Raw genomic sequence first — 19211 nt, 5'->3', positions numbered from 1 at the left:
CGTAATCAACTATTCGCAATCAACCATATGCAATCGACGGTAACCAAAGGATCAAGTTTGGCCAGAGCACTAACGTAACCAGAGCAATCAATTGAAGGATAATAAACGGTACAACACCCTTATAGATATCCATCAACTTCACACCCGGAGGACACACGCCTTTGAGATAGAACAACGCAAACCCGACGGGTGGTGTTAAAAAGCTCGTTTGCAGCGCCATCGCCACCAACATCACAAACCACACCAACTCTGCATTATCCAGCCCAGGATAGGTACCGATATCCAGATCAAGGCCAAGAACCACTGGCGCCAACAATGGCAGTACAATAAGCGTAATTTCAATCCAGTCTAGAAAGAAACCCAGAAGGAAAATGACCAAGAGTATAAACGCCACAATGCCATACGGACCAAATGGCAGCGCTTCAAATGCTTGCTCAATGAACTCATCACCACCCAACTCACGAAGCACCAGCGCAAAACACGTGGCACCAATGAATATCGCAAAAATGTACGCTGTGGTTTTATAGCTATCAAGTAAGACATCTTTCAATACGGCAAGCGAAAAACGTTTGTAGTAGATAGCAAGCAACATCGCACCAAACGCCCCAACACCTGAAGCTTCAGTCGGCGTGGCAATACCCATGAAGATAGAACCTAACACCGCGATGATCAGAGCGAACGTAGGCACAATGGCCTTCGCAACATCTTTAACCACATTCCAATCTGCACGTTTTGCATTCTCAGGTAACGGTGCAGCTTCTGGTTTCACCACACCAATGATGAGTAAGTACACTATGTAGATAGTGCCCAGCATTAAGCCGGGAAACATTGCGCCCATGAACAGATCACCCACGGACAAACCGAGTTGATCGGCCATGATCACCAGCATAATCGAAGGCGGTAACAAAATGCCTAACGTACCCGCTGACGCCACCGTACCCAATGCGAGGGGCAAGTTGTAGCCCTGCTTCATCATGGCAGGTAAAGACATGGTCGCCAACAGCACCACGGATGCGCCAATGATCCCTGTGGATGCCGCGAGGATAATACCAATCGCCATCACTGTGATCGCCAAACCGCCGCGAACACGCCCGAACAACGCCTGCATCGCTTGCATCAATCGATCCGCGACACCTGATCTATCCAGCATATTTCCCATGAAAATGAACATGGGCAGCGCCACCAATATCCAGTTATCCATGATCTTATAGAGGCGGTTAACCACAAGCCCCAGCGTGGTGAAGTCGAGCCCCGTCCACGTGTCGAGATAGATATCGCTGTAGTAGCCGATAATGGCAAACGCGACGCCTACGCCACCTAGCACCCATGCAACTGGAATTCCGACGAACAGCAGTAAAATAAAACTGCCAAACATCGCCATGATGAGAATTTCATTCGCTTCCATGCGAGCCTCCCTGACGCAACAAAGCGACCGCACGAAGTAGCCGCGACAAACTAGCAAATGCCAACAATGCCACACTAAATGGGATAGCGGATTTAATCAGCCATCGCCATGGCAAACCGGACGGCGCGTTCGAACGCTCACCGACACGCCACGCTTCATACACAAAGTCGAGCGAGTGAATAAAAAGGACATAGGTAAATGGCCAAACGAAAAACGCCACTGTGATGATCTCAATCCATGCTTTCGTTCTCGCTGAAAAACGATGGTAGAAGATATCGACGCGAACGTGAGTACCCGTAATTTCGGCATAAGACAAACCGAACAACACACCAATCGCGTAAAGGTGCCATTGCAACTCTTCTAACGCGATCTGGCCATTACTAAAGACCTTACGAAGCACTACCTGCGCGATAATCACCGCTACCAACAACAAATAACTCCAAGCAAATGTTCGTCCTACGATACGAACAACTTGGTCAATGCTGTCGGCTAACGGAGAGGCAGGAAGTGAGTGAGAAGGCTGGGTCATAACTTGCTCCTTCACCCAAGTTAACAATGACGAGCAGTGTCCTGCTGCCCGTCATAACACGGGGATTAATTGCGAGGTAGGAAGCCTTTCGATTCCCAGATCTGATAGTTTTGGCGGAACTCAGACATGTCTTTCCACACTTTGTCGAAATACGGGTCTTGCTTCTGCTCTTCCACAACATCTAGCCAAGTGGTTTGGAACAAGTTAAGCATGTCGTCATTCCAATAGCGAAGCTCTACGCCTTGCTCCTGTGCCTTTTGCATCGCTTCAAACTGCATCGATTCACCTTCAGCTATCGAGTTAGTCATAGAAGCCAAACACAAAGTTTCTACTGCAGATTGTTGGTCTTCATCCATCTTGTTCCATGTGTCTTTGTTGATTAGAAGCTCAAAGACCGTGGCTTGTTGGTGCCAACCAGGGAAGTAATTATATTTAACGATTTTTTGGAAACCCAAACGCTGGTCGATGGCAGGTTGAGAAAACTCACTTGCATCGATCGCACCTTTCTCTAGCGCACCAAAGATTTCACCGCCAGGCAGCTGCACTGTGCCCACGCCCAGCTTCTCCATCACCTGACCGCCAAGACCAAAGAAGCGCATGGTCAAACCTTTTAGATCTTCCGGTTTATCAATCGGCTTTTTGAACCAGCCTGATGTCTCTGGCGAGATAATGGCACAAGGGAGAACTTTCACGTTGTAACCCGCTTCATCGTACATGCCTTGATACAACTTCAAGCCGTTCCCATAAAACAACCAAGCCATATATTCGGGCGCTTCAGGGCCAAAAGGGACAGCAGAGAACAGAGCCGCTGCTGGCATTTTCCCTTGCCAATAGCCAGCAGTAGCGTATCCAGAATTCACTTTGCCACTGGAAACTGCATCAAGGATCTCAAGTGGCGCAACCAGCTTACCTGGCTCATACACTTTCATTCTGATGGTGTTTCCAGTAACAGGTTCAATTCGTTCAGACACCCATTTGATCGGCGTGCCTAGTGCAGGTAGATGAGTACCAAATGCGATTGGGGTTTTCAGTAACACTTTGTCCGCGAGTGCTGTGCCTGAGACACAGAGGGTAGCGACGGCCAGTGCTTTTAATGTCGTTGAAATTGGTCGATTCATTGTCCACTCCTTGGTGCGCAGCATCACTGTTTTGTATGTATTGTTATGCTGCTTGTCGGGTTGAGGTTTAGAGCACATTGGGGCTGTTAATAATTTGTTACCGTCTAGATTATCGGTGCAACAAATAAAAAAATATCAGTTAGAAAACGTACTTACCGTACATAGCAATGCGTAATCGACGTACGTGTTTTTACGTAGTTAAGTGGGAATTAAAGAAAAATTGAAATCATGTTGACGAAATTATCAGGCATAAGCACGCGGTTAAGAGCCAAGATTTTAATTCTGGCGATGCTACCCTTATTGTTGATGTTTGGGCTAATTATTGGGCTCGTCGTTATTCAATCCGATGCACTGTCTAAGAATCAGGCCAATCTCATCCGTTCAGAAACCTTGTTGTCCAAAAAACAAGAACTGCTCAAATACGTCGAACTGGCTCGTGCCTCTATTGCGCCGATTTATGACACCGCTAACGAAAATGATGATGAAGCTAAACAAGCCGTCATCAATACTTTGAATAATCTCACCTACGGCGAAGATGGTTACTTCTTTGCGTATACCTATGACGGCACCAACCTCGTTTTGCCATATCAACCCGAAATGATTGGGAAGAATATTTGGGATGTCGAAGACAACCGCGGCTTCAAACTCCTTCAAGCGCTCATACGCGTTGCGCAGCAAGGTGGCGGATATGTGGACTACTACTGGCATAAGCCTTCGCGAAAAGAACAGGTCAAAAAACTGAGTTACGCCATTGGGCTGGATAAGTGGGGATGGATGGTCGGAACCGGTGTGTATATTGATGATATCGATACACAGGTTGCTTCTGTTCATGGGAAAATTGATGAAACCATCAGCAAAACATTTATCGGTCTTGGCATCACGCTCGTGATCACCATTGGCATCATGGCTAGCCTTGCCACCAGTATTCACATAAACGCGCGTGAATTAGCCGACAAAAAGCTGCAATCACTGAATAGGCAAATTATCGAGTCACAAGAAGAAGAAAGAACGCGAGTAGCAAGAGAGTTACATGATGGCATCAATCAAATGCTGGTTTCCGTCAAGTACCGCCTGGACAGCATCAAAGATGCAAAAACCCACCAAGAGCGTGACAACAACATTGCACTCGGTCAAACCACTCTCGATGATGCGGTCCGCGAACTCAGACGAATATCGAAAGACTTACGCCCTGCTCTTTTGGACGACCTAGGCTTGCTATCTGCGTTAGAAGATCTCGCCAAAGAGGTCTCTGAACGCTCAGGAATGCAGGTGATTTTTGAGCACCACCTCGACATGACAGAAGTATCAAAACTTGCGGAAACCACACTCTATCGGGTCGCCCAAGAGGCGTTGCATAACGCCGAGAAACACGCTAATGCTAACGGGGTAGACATCATACTTCAGCAAGAAGAACAAGAAATTGTGCTGACTATCGCAGATGATGGCGTTGGATTTGAGGAGCATAGTATCAACCATTCAACCCAGTCGATGGGCTTAAAGAACATGCGTGAACGTATCGATAATTTGGAGGGCTCCTTTTCGATCAATAGCCTGCCTAATCAGGGCACTGAGATTCGTGCAATTGTCCCCATCTCATACTAGTTACGCTCGCAAGGATTGCTGAGGAAAAGAAAATGGCAGTTAACGTTAAACAAGGAGAAAAAAGATGACGACGCTCCTGCTCGCCGACGATCATGTATTGCTTCAAGACGGACTCATGGAGCGACTGTCTAAGCAGCCGCAGTTTACCATTTTGGGCGCCGCGAATGACGGTGAAGCAGCCATCGAGAAAGCGATCGAGCTGAAACCGGACATTCTTCTCACTGATATCTCTATGCCGAAAAAATCGGGCTTAGACGTTCTCTCCGTTTTACGCGAAAAAGCACCAGAGATTAAAGTTGTCATCTTGAGCATGCACAACAACAAGGAATACATCATGGCCGCAATGCGCGGCGGCGCTAAAGGATACGTGCTAAAAGATGTATCATCGTTAGAACTGGTTCAGGCGTTGGATATTATTGCCAACGGGGGGTCATATTTTAGCGCTGGTGTCTCTGAAACATTGCTTGAAAGTATGAACGCCTTAGAACAGAAAGAGAATGACGATAACCTTCCCACACCTCGTGAAAAAGACGTCTTGGTTCTCATCGCCAATGGCGCGTGTAATAAAACCATCGCCAGAGAGCTCGACATCAGCGTAAGAACCGTTGAAACACATCGCCTACGCGTCAAAAAGAAACTTGGGGTTACATCCACCGCTGGGCTAGTGAAATACGCAATCGAACAAGGGTGGATTCAGCAAGGTCAAGGAGACTAACTTACCCTGAAAACCAGCACTTGATGCACATATCACGAATATCGCTCGTTTCGTTGATATGTATTAACGTTTTTCATGTCCAAAGACGTATGGTGTTGATAAGGCATTCTTTTTATGTGGAGACTTGTGATGCATCAGGAGCAATTCCCTGTCCCTAAACTCCCAGACATGACCTTTAAAAGTGCGTCCTTACAAGCACTTAACAAAAGCATGCCTGACTTTATTGCTACTTCCAAATGGCGCGCGCGCCTTGTTATTTCGCTAGCGTTCTTAGTGTTTTCAGCGATCACCATCGCCAGTTGTGTCTATTTTGGCTTAACGCAAGATGCATTCTTTATCGCGGCTCTTAGCGTAACCCTATTGGTCTATCTGGTTTCAATGCCGATGCTTACCAACACCTTTGTCGAGTCCGATAGAGTAAAAAGTCGAGTCGCTCAATCCAAAAACACATACTTGATAAAGTCATTATCGAATACCCCTCTCGAGGAACGCCTGCAAATCGCTAACCATATTTGGAAGTCACTTCGAAGCGAGGAGTGGACCACATGCGTCAGTTACGCCCACACGGCAGACAAGCCAAGAACCACCTATTGCTGCCAGCAAATTGGAAAAATCGCATCAGACTTAATCCATAACGACCCAGAAATTTTCAGCGATGCTATGCTTAAAACAATGAATAATCAAAGAGGTAGCGCTAGTTACTTTTTTGATATTCTTGTCATGCTTGGCGAGCAGCAATTTCACGAAGAACACGAAGAACAGAGAAAAGTCCGCGGAACAAAGAAATTACTGCTGGACGATTTATTTACCCACCGCTAGCCAAGCGCTTCTCACTCTCCAAATGGAGCGCTCATGAAAATAGCCCTTGTCACGGGAGGCAGCAGCGGTATTGGCCTTCACACAGTCCTTGCATTTCATCATGCGGGATTCAAAGTCATTACCTGCTCTCGCAATGAAGAGAAATGGAACACGGTGCTGGCTCGCTATCCTCACTTGTCCTCGATTGATTATCTCCCTGTTGACCTGAAAGACGTTCAACAAGTTGACCGCTTCTTCGGTTATATACGCGAGAATTATGGTCATCTCGATGTCGCCATCAACAACGCAGCCCCGCCACTTGAATCCCGTGGCGACTATGGGAATGTGCCGATTGATGCCCTCTATAGCACCATGATTGGGGATTTCTGGTTACCTGCACTATGCCTACGTTATGAACTCAACCTCATGTCCGAGGGCAGTTCAATCGTCAATGTCAGTTCAATCAATGGATCTCGCCCTAACCCAAACGCAGCTATGTTTTCAGCGACAAAGCATGCCATTGAAGGCCTAACACGCTCAGTCGCGATTGATGCTATCCGTAAAGGTATTCGCGTCAATGCCGTCGCCCCTGGCGTTACTTGGACGCCTCGTTGGGAGCAGCAACAAGCAGAATTGGGCGGTGCCTTAAAAGAAACGGTCGCAAGACAAGTGCCCAATGGCAGGTTTGCCATACCTGAAGAAATTGCTAGTGCCATCTTGTGGTTAAGCTCTGAGCAGGCGAGTTATGTTGTGGGCCATACACTGGTCATGGATGGTGGGTTGGGCTTAAGCTAATGCCGCGCTAAGAAATAGCTAAGATCGCTATTTTCAACTAACTGTTGAAAAAAAAAGTGAATATTCAGGATAGAAATAGAACTCAAGACATACAAGACATACAAGACAGTAAAAGTCTTTCAGAAGGTACAGTGAAGACAGAAGCAGAGATAACGAAAGTAGAGTAACAGAATCTAACTAGGGAGTATTGAAGAAATAATTGAGCTAAGAGAGAGTGCAGTGCTTTTTGGGGGTGTAGCGAGGAGGTAACTCGGATGGCGCAGATAAAAAAGTAGCGCAAATGGTAAAACCATTTGCGCCGACTTTCGAAATTATAGAGCTACTACGTTAGCAGCTTGTGGGCCTTTTTGGCCTTGCTCAACTTCGAAAGATACTTTTTGGCCTTCAGAAAGAGTTTTGAAACCCTCAGAAGCGATTGCACGGAAGTGAACGAATACGTCAGCACCGCCGTTGTCTTGAGTGATGAAACCGAAACCTTTATCTTCGTTAAACCACTTTACTAGACCAGTTGTTTTGTTAGACATTTTGTGTCCCTTATATTTAATTCAAAAAATATTCGCATTAATGCGATGCACTGTGCTGGAATTATTTAATGTGACGATGAAGCTAAGGGAAACACAGAGAACTACAACTAGTGACGAAATCTGAGGTTTTACTTTTACTTTACGCTTTATTAATAACTCTGACTTACAGAGCGAGGGCAATATTACGCTAGTCAGGGCCATTGTAAAGACTTATTTTGATTTCGATGGAAGAAAAAAACATGCCAGTTCTTAATCAAGAATACTCTTTGTTGGTGACGTTACAAATGAAACAGGACCCTCGCTCGAGCGCCCTGTTTCTGTACAAAATGCCACTATCGCTTGTTAGCTAACCCCCATCGCCCAAACATCCCCAGTCCTAGCAACATAAACACCATCCAGCTCATGCTGCCACCACTGCTTCCACCGCCACTACGCGAATGGGTTGGTGCAGGTTGGGTGAACATTGGCTGACTCGTATCGGCTTGGGTAGGTTGAACATTCTGAGCTTGGCGTGTTTGTCGTGCTTGCTGTTCTTTCTGCACCCGTGCTTGGTTATTTCGATCAACACCAATCTGTTGGAATACATCTTCTTCAACCACCAGCAACGAGGTGTAGTCCGTCAATAAACCATACTCGACAGCGATGTCTTCTATCGCTTGTTCTTTGTCGGCATCTTTCTGCTCTAGGTAATCCATCTGCGCTTCAAGATCTCGAATCGCTGAGAATGCCCACATTCTCTCAAGTTCAGGGTTACGCAACGTTTTCTCTGGTAACGATACCTTGGTGGTATAACGACGCGTCTCGCCATTCACTTTCATGCTCAAAGTGACGTCGGCAGTGCCGGCTTTAAAGTAGTGGCCGAATACCGTCAGTTGCTCACCGCGATATAAGCTGCTGATAGCTTCTGGTGTCAGATCTTTTACCTTCACACCGTCGATATCCAATTGAATGTCGCGATACGCTTGATGCGTTAGTTTGCTAGAGATATTAAGCAAGTGCCCCATGATATCGTCAGCGTTCGAAACGGATGTAGCAACACCATTTGATAACTTGGTCATCGGCACCAATAGTGGAGTGTTCGCACTGTTACCCATAATGAAGGTAAACAAGCGGACATCGTATTTCTCCATCATTTGGAAAAACTTTCGCTTCTCCGTCACCCCAACATTCGCGACACCATCGGTCACCAGCACAATACCTGTTGGACGGTCGGCATCCAGTTTACGCACCGCTGCACCTAAACCTTCATAGAGGTTGGTGCCGTTACTCGGCTGCATGGCAGAGATTTCACTCAAGGCTTTTTCCACGTTTTCCTTGTTGGCTGACAGAAAGCCGTTGGTAAGGTCATACGTTGTGTTATCAAACATCACAACACGAAAACGGTCTTGCTGTGGCAGTTTGTTCAGCCCCTGTCGAACCCCTTCTGCCAAAGTATTATATTTGCCAGACATCGATCCTGATTTGTCTAATACGAAGACCCAATCACGCCCTTGAGTAACGGGGCCCAAATCATCACCGGGCGTAAAGGTAAGTTTCACCGTGCCGCGCTTTGATTCTTCAGGGTTACGGTACGCAACCATGTCCAAACGACCAGGTAACCCGTCTTGTAGACGCCAGTAAACCACAATGTCTTGATCCAACCTGTACGCGGGTGCAGAAGGTGATGCTGTCACGCCTTCCTCTTCAACCGCGCCTGACGCTAGGTTCGCTACTTGCGCCTTCCAAATCGTGTGCTCACCTAATGCTTCTTGTGTAAGTGCTGCGTTAGGGTGCGAAGGCAAACGCACACCATCAACGGGATACGCAGATTTCAACGTGACGTTAAACGAGAAATCCTGCTCGACCGCATCATTACGGGTCCAAAAGCTGTCTCGCGCTTCATCAACACCGCCCTCTTCCATGGGATACACGTAACGGCCAATGCCATGGTCAATTAACGCATCTTGCAGATAAACCAGCTTCACCTTCACACTCTGCTGAGGCTGAACAGGAAAGACACGCATCTCAAACGTTTTGTATCCGTCTTTTTCAGTCAATGCCGTCGCATTGCCTTGTGCTTTTTGCTCTTCATAGATCTTTTTCGCTTTGTCTTTCGCCACCGATTCGGCAATCACTGGCGTGCCGTTTATCCAGTAGATAAATTCGCCCACCACGGCTTCTTGCGGCACAGGGAACGAGTAACGTGCTTCAAGGATTTGGTCATTCGGGTTATGGAAGGTTTGTTCGATGGACGTCGTTGCGTAGCCATCTTCTATGACGACATCTACCTTATGGGTTTCAATGTTGAGGTCTTGATGTTGGCTGTTTATCGGTTTTAATAAACCGCTCGCCATTGCGGCAGGTGCAAACCAGCCAAATACAAACGTGAGAAATACCATTCCCCACGTCGTGAATCTTTGCGTCATTTGCTGTTGGTTTAGCATCGTATGCCTCCATTGCGTGGCTTCTTTGAGATTCGTTCTCTCATGTGCAGGAAGGGAAGGCTTGCGTTCATCGCGCCTTTAACTCTCTGCGTTTTCAGAAGCTTGCAACAAGACAGTGCCAATAAAAAGCGGCACGCATGAAGTGACAATATACGTAACGGTACGTCGCATCATGTGACACCTTCTCACCGAAACGTCGTGTTGGTGGGCGTTGGCAGTTACTTTTTCGCAGACGTTATTGGCTTATAGATTGGCTGAACGTTGTCAACGATAAAACTGCCCATGAAAACATGTCGGATTGGTGCAAAATGATGTCGACTGGGTATCACGAAAATCCTGAATCCTCGTAATAAGATGACTCAACGCATCACCCTCTTTTTTATTGGGATATTTACGGGGAAAGCACGATGACAGTCGCCGATACGCACACAGAAATTGCATCCTTTACGCCTTATCCAATCAAACATCTTCCTGTTCGTGTTGATTTAGGCAGCGAGTCGCTTTTGATCGAATGGGATAATGGACATGAGAGTGAATACCACTACCTGTGGTTAAGGGACAATTGCCATTGTGCAGAATGCATCGCCTCGCTCTCTCGGGAGCAAGTCTTTGAGATTTGTGATGTCCCCGAAACCATTAAACCGAAAGAAGCCTATCTCTCTGAAGACAACAGACTTGTCATCGAGTGGGATCACGCTGATCACAGCAGCCAATATCATCCCGGTTGGTTATTCAGCCATTGTTACAGCGAAAGCGCACTTGCCGCCAAGCAATGGCAACCGAAAGTGTGGGACAAAGAGGCCATAAACCAGTTCCTACCCACTAACACTTACCTCAACATCATGCAAAGTGATCAACACCTTTTGGCGTGGCTAAAGAATTTAAGGGACTATGGAATCGCGCTGATTAAAAACGTAGATACCGAGCCAAACACCCTCATTCATGTCGCAAATCGCATCTCTTTTATCAGAGAAACTAACTTTGGCACCATTTTTAATGTGCAAGCGAAAGCGGATGCAAATAGCTCGGCGTATACCGATTTACGTTTACCTCTGCATACCGATTTACCCACACGAGAACTCCAGCCCGGTCTGCAGTTTTTACATTGTTTAATCAATGATGCTGTCGGAGGAGAGTCCATTTTGGTCGATGGCTTTAAAATAGCCGAACACATGCGCGAGCATTATCCCGAAGAATTTCAGAGCCTATCCAGCATACCGATGGCCTTTTACAACAAGGACAAACACAGTGATTATCGCTTTCGCGGTAAAGCTATTGTGGTTGATGAAAATGATCAGGTTGTTGAAGTTCGCCTTGCTAATTTTCTCAGGGGCCCCATTGATGTGCCCGCACACCAAACCCTCGCCCTGTATAAAGCATATCGCTGTTTTATTCGGTTAACCCGAGAGGAAGAGTTTCAGTTTTTCCATCGCCTTAATGGCGGTGACCTGATCGTCTTTGACAATCGCCGCGTCTTACACGCACGCAATGCGTTTGACCTAAAAACGGGCTCGAGACACTTACAAGGCTGCTATATCGACAGAGATGAACTCTTATCTCGAATAAGGGTGCTTGAAAGGGACGCGCTTTAATTTCGCCGAGATTCAATTATTGAATACCAGAACGGTATTGGCTGGCCGTCGTGCCATAAAGTGCACGATAACGACGGCTAAAATGGGCGGTAGAGCTAAAGCCACACGCTAAGGCGATATCCGCGATGCTGAGCCCGGAGTCAGACAACAGATACCGCGCGTGCTCCACTCGCATTTGCACATAATACGCAGACGGAGAACAGGCTAAATATTGTAAGAACAGCCTTTCCAGATGCCTAACAGAAATAGCTAGGTGGTCAGCCAAATCCGATGTGGCTAAGGGGGTTTCAATATTAGCAGCCATTAACGCTAAGGCTTTTACCATTTTAGGGTGGTGTAATTTGAGCTTTTCGGCTTGGCTGGCTCTTTGATGGTCAGTTTGGTTTCTCGCGGCACTTTTAATTAATTGCTCGCACACAAGGATCGCGAGTTCTGGCTCAAAATAGGCGTCGATTAAATACAACATCATGTCGGTTGCGGCGGTGCCACCGGCACAGGTAACGCGCTTACCCTGAATTTCAAATAGCTCGTCACTGATTTCAAGCTCAGGATAACGCTCTTGAAAACAAGGCTTCGCTTCCCAATGCAAGGTGATTGGATAGCCTTCCAACAGCTTGGCTTTGGCTAGCAAGTAACAGCCCGTATCGAGCGCACCGATCATGAAACCAAGCCGATGTAGCTCTCGCAGCCATTTTATAGATGTATCTGACGCGTGTTTTTCTGGATGGAAACTCGCATTCACAAAAAGGTTACGAGGTTTTTCACTGGCATGTATTGATAAGGAGTCTTGCAACGCTAAACCATTGCTGGCTAAAACGGGCTCCCCGTCTTCACTAAAACATTGCCAACGAAATAAGGTTTTGCCGGCCAAACGGTTTGCTATTCGTAAAGGTTCAATCGCAGAGAGCAGTGACACCATGGCATATTCAGGTAACAGTAAAAAAGAGAGGGTGAAAACCCCGTCATCATCGGCAATTAGTGGTTTTTGCACCTTTAGGATAGAGGGCTGGGATGATGAGGATAGCATCGAGTCTCCTGCAAAAAATACGGCCAATTTATTTCAGCCGTATCTTCATAGCTTAGCCATTAAACAAAAATATTATTCGTCTTTGACTAACGGTGTTTCATTATCACCACCGGTTCCTTTCCCCAAACCACTGACGTCGTTGAAGAGCGATTTAAGCACACCGAGCGTCATCAGAATAATCACCAAGCTAAGAGGCAAAGCCGCTGCAATATTGGCGGTTTGCAGCGCGCTCAAGCCCCCTGCGACTAACAGGGCTGCAGCAACTAACCCAACAACAACACCCCAAAAAACGCGGAATGTTTTTGGCGGATCTTCATTCCCTAAAGACAAAATGGTCGTTAACACGACAATGCCAGAGTCCGAAGAGGTGACGAACCAACTCATGAGAAGAAAAACCATCATGGCAGACACGATCCAACCGAGAGCACCGTTACCAAAGATTCCATCAGCGTTAGCGAATAACGCCTCAGGCAGGTTCCACGCATTAACAAGATCAATGATCCCCGCAGTGCCAACTCCAGAGCTGGCTGTCAGCTCTTGATAAAGTGCGGTTCCACCAAAGATACCTAGCCACACGAAGATGATAGTTGTCGGCACGAGAAGCACACCAATCACAAATTCTCTTAAGGTTCGACCTCGAGAAATTCGCGCAATAAACAATCCAACAAAGGGAGCCCACGCTAACCACCAGCCCCAGTAAAAAACAGTCCAGCCGTTTTGCCAATTCGCTGGGCCTTCTTCTTCCGGAAACCAAAGTCCCATTTGAATAAAGTTTGCGAGATAATCCCCGACGGCAGAACCAAAAGCACCTAACACCCAGCCTGTTGGCCCACCAAACAAAAACAGCGCAACGACAATAATAGAAACAATAATATTCCACTGAGAAATGATTCTGATACCGCGGCCCACCCCAGACAGAGCGGATAAAATGGAAATGATCGTAATTAAAGCAATCAGGGTAAGTTGAGTCGAGATACCTGGGTCAATACCAAACAGCCTTTCAAGCCCGACGGACATCTGGCTGACGCCCAATCCCAGTGAGGTTGCAACACCAAAAACGCACCCTAGCACACCGAAAATATCGACCATGTGTCCGATGGGTCCATAAATACGATCGCCAATGAACGGATAGAGTGCGGAGCGCAGTGCTAATGGCAATTTTTTACGATAAGCAAAGTAGGCCAATGACATACCGACAATCACATAGACTGCCCAGCCATGAAAACCCCAATGAAAGAAAGTGACTCTCAGCGCATCTACCGCGCGATCGTAGCCAATGGCCTCGGCGCCCGCCATGTCGGCATAGGGATTATTCGGATAACCAAATGCCCCGCTGTTATCGAGGTAGAAGATCGGCTCAGCAACGCCAAAGAATAAAATACCGATACCGATACCCGCTGAAAAAAGCATCGAAAACCACGCGAAGTTGGTAAAATCCGGCCTGCTATCATCATCGCCTAAACGCACGCTACCGAATCGACTAAACACGATAAAAACACATACCGCGATTAAGAAAACGATGGTCACCATGTAATACCAACCAAACGTCACTTCAATCCAAGAACGAACACTGCCAAATATCTCACCCGCAAATTCCGTGTTCACTCCCGTAAAAAACACGAACACGAGTACCATCAGAGACGAAGATATCGTCATCCCCTTATGCATACCTTTAAATGGTCCTGATGGGGCAAGCTTTTCAGCTTTAAACATCCTAGTCTCTGCGGCTTCAAAGCCTTCTTGAGGAGTAGACGACATCAGCAAATCCTCCTTTGCTATGATTTTGAGTGAGTGAGCTTTCTTTCTCGCTTTACAATTTCATTTCCACCTCTTTTAGACCCATGCCAAACCGCCACTCCGAACGTTAATACTTCAAACACTTAACGCTTTATCCCTTTTTCTTGGCGATACTCGTTGAGCGTTTGCATAATTCGAATAAGGCAATCATCGCGCTCTTGCACCAATTCATCAATGGACGCACCATTGGCTTGCGTCAAGCAACCCGCCACCATGTCATCTTTCAATTCTTGTGTAAGTTTTGGCGCTTTCAGACGTGTCCATGGTTCTTCTAACGCATCCTCAAAGTGATCCAATAAATGCGCCATCCCCCCTTGCCCGCCGCCTAAATGGAAGGTTAAACAGTGCCCCATAATGGCCCAACGCAAACCCGGCCCATAGGCAATTGCTTTATCGATATCTTCGACGGAGCATTCTTTGTTTGCCACCATATGGAGGGCTTCACGCCATAGCGCTTCTTGTAAGCGGTTACCAATAAAGCCCGGCAGTTCTTTGTCCATTTTGGCGACTTGTTTTTCCGTGGCCTCGTAAAACGCAGCGGTCCAATCAACCACCTCTTGGCTGGTTCTTTCTCCACCACAGACTTCACAGAAAGGCACGAGATAAGGCGGGTTAAAGGGATGACCGACCACAAACCTATCTGGCTGAGCTTCAAGCTCACGAGCCATCTCAGTCATGGCAAACCCTGAGGTGCTGGAAATAATCACCACATCAGCGGGGACGATGCGATCAAGTTCTGCAAATAAACCACGCTTGGCATCCATTCGTTCTGGCGTACTTTCTTGAATAACTTCAACCTGATTGGCAAGAGATTCTAAGGAATCAACAAAACGCAATTTGTCTTTGCTTGCGCCTTCTCTCAAGCCCAGCTTTTCGATGGTGGGCCAAATATTGTCGACCATGGTTAGAAGCTTTTCTTTTGCATTAGGGCCGGGGTCATACGCGACCACCTCCATGCCCATGCGAAGGAAATGCAAGGCCCAAGCACCACCAATAACACCCGTGCCAATGACACCCACCTTTGAAACTTGTTCCGGATTCGGACGCGCCATCATCAACCTCCTATTGCGTGCCACGAAGTCGCAATTTTTCACGAGCTTCAGTTGGGCTTAAAACACGCGCCCCCATGTTTTCGATAAGATTGACGGCGCGTTCGACCAATTGGCCATTTGTCGCCAACACGCCTTTTTCGAGATACAAATTGTCTTCTAAGCCCACTCGAACATGACCCCCTAACAAGGCTGACTGCGCCGCCCATGGCAACTGGTTACGACCCAACGCAAACGCTGTCCATTGGCTGTGATTTGGCAACATATCCACCATGCCTTTCAATAGCGTAAAGTCCGGTGGTGCCCCCCAAGGAATGCCCTGACACAGCTGGAACATGGCGTTGTCATCAAGCAAGCCTTCTTTCATCATTTGCAGAGCAAACCAAAGATTTCCCGTATCGAAAATTTCCAGCTCGACAGTGACACCAAGCTCTTTAATACGTGCAGCGCCACGCCTAAGCATGTCTGGCGTTGAGACATACACAAGGTTGTTATCGCCGAAATTTAATGAGCCGCAATCGAGGGTACAGATTTCAGGTTTGAGCGCTTCAATGTGAACAAGACGCTCAAGACCACCCACAAGATCCGTTTCTGGACAAAAGGCAGTGGGATTTTCTTCCGGCCCGATATAGAGATCGCCCCCCATGCCCGCCGTCAGGTTAATCACAACGTCACAATTCGACGCGTGCAAACGCTCACAGACCTCGGCGTACAATTCGACGCGTCTCGATCCTTGTTTTGTTTCTGGGTCTCGAACATGAATATGCGCAATTGCAGCACCTGCATTCCATGCTTCTATCGCTGAATTGGCAATTTGTTCTGGTGTGATCGGCACATTTGGATTTTTGTCCGCGGTATCCCCAGCACCATTAATGGCGCAAGTAATAATGACGTCTTGATTCATCGTAAGGGCTCTTTTTTTAGTTAAATAAAAACAAGAGGCTGGCTAGGCATGCCTCGTTCTCTTTATTGCGCACCCTCAGAGTTACACGTTAGAAACGGACGTTTTTGCCTAAACCCGATGCTTACCAACCTAAAAAAGACGCAAATGAAGGCATGTCGCAAAATAGGCATGGCTATCTATTTCCGACATGTTGACTCACGCGTGTTGCCTAGAATCTATCTTTCTCGGCTAGGGCGTTTGGAGAATTGCTCTTGATAACAGCGGGTGAAATGGGAGAGGGAAACAAAGCCACAGGCTGTCGCCACCGACGTGACGCTGTCGTTGGTTTGTTGCAGCATCCAACGGGCTTTCTCTAGCCTAAGTTGACGATAAAACGCTTTTGGCGTTTGTGCCAAGTGCCGTTTAAATAGACGTTCTAACTCCCTATCGGAAATGCCAATCACCTCAGCCAACTCTGCAATTAACAGCGGCTCTTCGATGTTTTTCTCCATTAATTGAACGGCTTCAATCAGGTGGGGATTACGGCTATCTAAGCGGATTTGTAAGGAGCGACGCTGAGGTTCACTGTGTTCTCTCTGGTGGGTATATACAAGTTCATCAGCCACGAGGGTTGCCAGCTCCTGCCCATGCTGTGTTCTGATCAGATAGAGCATCATATCCAATCCAGATAAGGCCCCAGGGCAAGAAAAACGTTTTCTGTCGATGACCAGCAACTCTTGAACAAGCGTGACATTCGGGAAAGCCTTCTGCGTCGTTTCATGGTTTTCCCAGTGCATGGTTGCACGATAACCATCCAAGATCCCAGCAGCGGCTGCAATATAAGTGCCCGTATCCTGACACCCTATATCCGCCCCAAAGTGACTCTGCTGACGAATAAAACCTAACAAGGCTGGTGTGTTCACCAAATCAGGATCACTGCCAGAGCAAATTATTAATGTTTCACATTTTTCAACGGCATCAAGGTGGGTATGCGTCATTATCTCAATGCTGTCGCTACTTGAGATAAGCCCCCCGCTTTCTGAGATAAGTTGCCACTCATATAACGCTTCCCCCTGCGTGCGATTTGCATGGCGCAAAGGGTCTAACATGGCGGTTAGCCCAAACAAAGAGAAGCCCGGCAACAACAGGAAATGAATCTTTTGTATTTTCGACCTAGAAGGATCACCAAACACCTTTCGTCTCCTCATTCCACTAACACGTCGAAAAAAATCAAGTTCTATACGATTTTAATCAAAGGTACTGTCCTTTTATGCCTAGCATAGAAGCCAACCATAAGATTTGCGTGAGCAAGGAGTAAAAATGCCAAACCAAGCGGATAGGATCCTGTTATTCGAAAGTCCTGTTTTACCAGAATGGATTGATTATAACGGGCACATGAATGATGCCTATTATGTGGTGGCGTTCAGTCAGGCAATTGATGCCTTTATGCTGCGTATTGGTCTGGATAAAGCGTTTAGAGAAGCGCAAAGCGTTTCCATTTATACCCTACAAAGCATGGTGACTTACCAAAAAGAAGTCGCCGAAGCCGAACCCATTCTTATCCAAGGGCAATTATTAGAAAGTGATAACAAGAAGCTAAGACTGTTTCTGACCATGTATCACGCGCAAACGCATGACGAATTAGCCACCATGGAAACTTTGCTCTTACACATGGACATGCAAGCACATAGGGCTGCGCCTTTTTTAGCCCAGACCCAAGCATTGGTTGACGAAATACAAGTCGCCCATCACTTACTGGAAACACCGACCAATGCGGGGAGCGCCATCGCGATTAAGCGCCCAAAATCTTAGCGTTAATTGATATGTAGTGTAGAACGATGAGTGGCGTGATTTTTGTTTCGCTATTCGTATTCATCGAAAAGCGGGAACGTCCAGCGACGCATCGCAACCACCATTGAGGTGCCATGGCGTTCTTGCATCGTTAAATCCGTATCTTGGTTACATGAATCATAAAACTCACTCACCAGACGTTGAATACGTTGCTGAAATTTGTAGTTTGTCGGCAACGACATCAGCCCCGTAGACATTACGAGTTTCTCTTCCTCTCCCGCAAAGCGAGATTGGAAGAACGCGCTGATCACTTGTTGCTGGAAGAACTGTTGGATAGGCCCTCCAGCAACCCATGAAAATGAGGGCGAAATTTTGAGTTTAATGCGATTCTCGGGTTGAAGCTCAATCAGATTCAAGCGGTCTAAATGCGCCATTTTCTGGATCAATACGGTTTCAGGTATGCTGTATTGCTCAAGGATTTGATCAAAGCGATACCCATTCGTGATACATACAGCCACCAACAGCAAAGCTTTGTCAGCCACCAATTCTTCTTCTTGCTGCCACGTTAATGTGGTTAAGCTTTGGCTGTCTTTTGAGGCGAGTTTAAATAACTCCGCCATTTCCATATCGACCAGTTTGCACACTGCACTGAGGCGTTCCAAACTCAAACTGCCTCCATTAGCAAAAAGCCGCTTTACAGACCCTTCACTGAGATCAAGCACTTCAGCAATATCTTGGTAGTTGACACCTCTGGCTTTTAGCTGCTTTTTCAACGCCTGAATAACCTGATCACATTCAGCCATTTAACGCTCCTTGTTAGACCCTATTTCATTCTGAAGTGACACTATACCACTAAGTGTCCTCGCAAAAATTCCAAGCCAAGCCCTTACACCCAAGTGTTAGCCATGACCTCCTCGCTCAGAAATGGGAATTTCGCATTATTTTCATACTGACAGTATCTGCACATCCAAACCTGTGTAAAAAAGAGTAAAACGACAATACAAACCCACACTAACCCTTTGAAAATCAACATTCACGCACATAAAAGCCAAATATTCATTAGTTCTGAATGAATTCAATGCCGCGAGGAGACTAAGTCTTTTATCAGTCTTCACTCCCGACCTGCATTAGGTATTTCTAATTTTAAGCCCTCGCCCTAAATT

Annotated in this window: 17 protein-coding genes; 6 read left to right on the top strand and 11 right to left on the bottom strand. The window is 46.8% G+C overall.

What is annotated here, in order from left to right; all coding sequences use genetic code 11:
• Positions 1–19: 19 nt before the first annotated feature.
• From L4D06_RS10660 to L4D06_RS10650, 3 genes are all read right to left on the bottom strand, one after another.
• Complete coding sequence (locus tag L4D06_RS10660) at positions 20–1405, bottom strand: TRAP transporter large permease (RefSeq protein WP_274165697.1); 1386 nt, start codon at positions 1403–1405, stop codon at positions 20–22.
• On the bottom strand, positions 1392–1934 hold the full coding sequence (locus L4D06_RS10655; protein ID WP_274165696.1) for a TRAP transporter small permease subunit: 543 nt from the start codon (positions 1932–1934) through the stop codon (positions 1392–1394). The genes L4D06_RS10660 and L4D06_RS10655 overlap by 14 nt, the downstream gene beginning before the upstream one ends.
• Positions 1935–1999: 65 nt before the next feature.
• Positions 2000–3052, bottom strand: a complete 1053-nt coding sequence (locus L4D06_RS10650) for a TRAP transporter substrate-binding protein (protein ID WP_274165695.1) — start codon at positions 3050–3052, stop codon at positions 2000–2002.
• 228 nt (positions 3053–3280) lie between these two features.
• Here L4D06_RS10650 and L4D06_RS10645 point away from each other — a divergent pair, with 228 nt between their 5' ends.
• From L4D06_RS10645 to L4D06_RS10630, 4 genes are all read left to right on the top strand, one after another.
• Positions 3281–4654: a cache domain-containing protein gene (locus tag L4D06_RS10645; RefSeq protein ID WP_429739304.1), complete on the top strand. Its 1374-nt coding sequence runs from the start codon at positions 3281–3283 to the stop codon at positions 4652–4654.
• Between the two features lie 64 nt (positions 4655–4718).
• Entirely contained in the window at positions 4719–5369 is a 651-nt protein-coding gene (locus tag L4D06_RS10640; RefSeq protein WP_274165693.1) for a response regulator, read from the top strand.
• A gap of 210 nt (positions 5370–5579) precedes the next feature.
• Complete coding sequence (locus tag L4D06_RS10635) at positions 5580–6188, top strand: hypothetical protein (RefSeq protein WP_274165692.1); 609 nt, start codon at positions 5580–5582, stop codon at positions 6186–6188.
• Between the two features lie 33 nt (positions 6189–6221).
• Complete coding sequence (locus L4D06_RS10630) at positions 6222–6962, top strand: SDR family NAD(P)-dependent oxidoreductase (protein ID WP_274165691.1); 741 nt, start codon at positions 6222–6224, stop codon at positions 6960–6962.
• Positions 6963–7273: 311 nt separating this feature from the next.
• On the opposite strand, the gene cspE is transcribed toward L4D06_RS10630, so the two are convergent.
• Positions 7274–7486 (bottom strand): transcription antiterminator/RNA stability regulator CspE, encoded by a 213-nt coding sequence (cspE, locus tag L4D06_RS10625; RefSeq protein ID WP_016958898.1) that lies wholly within the window; start codon positions 7484–7486, stop codon positions 7274–7276.
• A 332-nt stretch (positions 7487–7818) separates the two neighbouring features.
• Positions 7819–9909, bottom strand: a complete 2091-nt coding sequence (locus tag L4D06_RS10620; RefSeq protein ID WP_429739301.1) for a VIT and vWA domain-containing protein — start codon at positions 9907–9909, stop codon at positions 7819–7821.
• A 407-nt stretch (positions 9910–10316) separates the two neighbouring features.
• On the opposite strand from L4D06_RS10620, the gene L4D06_RS10615 reads away from it, so the two are divergent.
• On the top strand, positions 10317–11501 hold the full coding sequence (locus tag L4D06_RS10615; RefSeq protein ID WP_429739299.1) for a TauD/TfdA family dioxygenase: 1185 nt from the start codon (positions 10317–10319) through the stop codon (positions 11499–11501).
• A 16-nt stretch (positions 11502–11517) separates the two neighbouring features.
• Here the strand turns inward: L4D06_RS10615 and L4D06_RS10610 are convergent, their stop codons facing one another.
• The 5 genes from L4D06_RS10610 to L4D06_RS10590 all read right to left on the bottom strand — a co-directional run bounded on the left by L4D06_RS10610 (position 11518) and on the right by L4D06_RS10590 (position 17450).
• Positions 11518–12528 (bottom strand): GlxA family transcriptional regulator, encoded by a 1011-nt coding sequence (locus L4D06_RS10610; RefSeq protein ID WP_429739297.1) that lies wholly within the window; start codon positions 12526–12528, stop codon positions 11518–11520.
• Between the two features lie 72 nt (positions 12529–12600).
• Positions 12601–14286: a BCCT family transporter gene (locus tag L4D06_RS10605; RefSeq protein ID WP_429739295.1), complete on the bottom strand. Its 1686-nt coding sequence runs from the start codon at positions 14284–14286 to the stop codon at positions 12601–12603.
• Positions 14287–14408: 122 nt separating this feature from the next.
• Positions 14409–15377 carry a 3-hydroxyacyl-CoA dehydrogenase NAD-binding domain-containing protein gene (locus L4D06_RS10600; protein ID WP_429739293.1) on the bottom strand — a complete coding sequence of 323 codons (969 nt, stop codon included), beginning with the start codon at positions 15375–15377 and terminating at the stop codon, positions 14409–14411.
• A 10-nt stretch (positions 15378–15387) separates the two neighbouring features.
• A complete protein-coding gene (locus L4D06_RS10595; protein ID WP_429739291.1) occupies positions 15388–16278 on the bottom strand; it encodes a beta-keto acid cleavage family enzyme in 891 nt (296 codons plus the stop codon).
• Between the two features lie 215 nt (positions 16279–16493).
• A complete protein-coding gene (locus L4D06_RS10590; protein ID WP_429739290.1) occupies positions 16494–17450 on the bottom strand; it encodes a GlxA family transcriptional regulator in 957 nt (318 codons plus the stop codon).
• Between the two features lie 127 nt (positions 17451–17577).
• Here L4D06_RS10590 and L4D06_RS10585 point away from each other — a divergent pair, with 127 nt between their 5' ends.
• A complete protein-coding gene (locus tag L4D06_RS10585) occupies positions 17578–18069 on the top strand; it encodes a thioesterase family protein (protein WP_429739288.1) in 492 nt (163 codons plus the stop codon).
• Between the two features lie 50 nt (positions 18070–18119).
• Here the strand turns inward: L4D06_RS10585 and L4D06_RS10580 are convergent, their stop codons facing one another.
• Positions 18120–18851 carry a helix-turn-helix domain-containing protein gene (locus L4D06_RS10580; protein ID WP_429739286.1) on the bottom strand — a complete coding sequence of 244 codons (732 nt, stop codon included), beginning with the start codon at positions 18849–18851 and terminating at the stop codon, positions 18120–18122.
• Positions 18852–19211 lie beyond the last annotated feature (360 nt).

The sequence above is a fragment of the Enterovibrio makurazakiensis genome (assembly GCF_050336585.1).
In the GTDB taxonomy this organism is placed as follows: Bacteria; Pseudomonadota; Gammaproteobacteria; order Enterobacterales; family Vibrionaceae; genus Enterovibrio; species Enterovibrio gelatinilyticus.
This window is presented reverse-complemented; position numbering and strand designations above follow the sequence as displayed.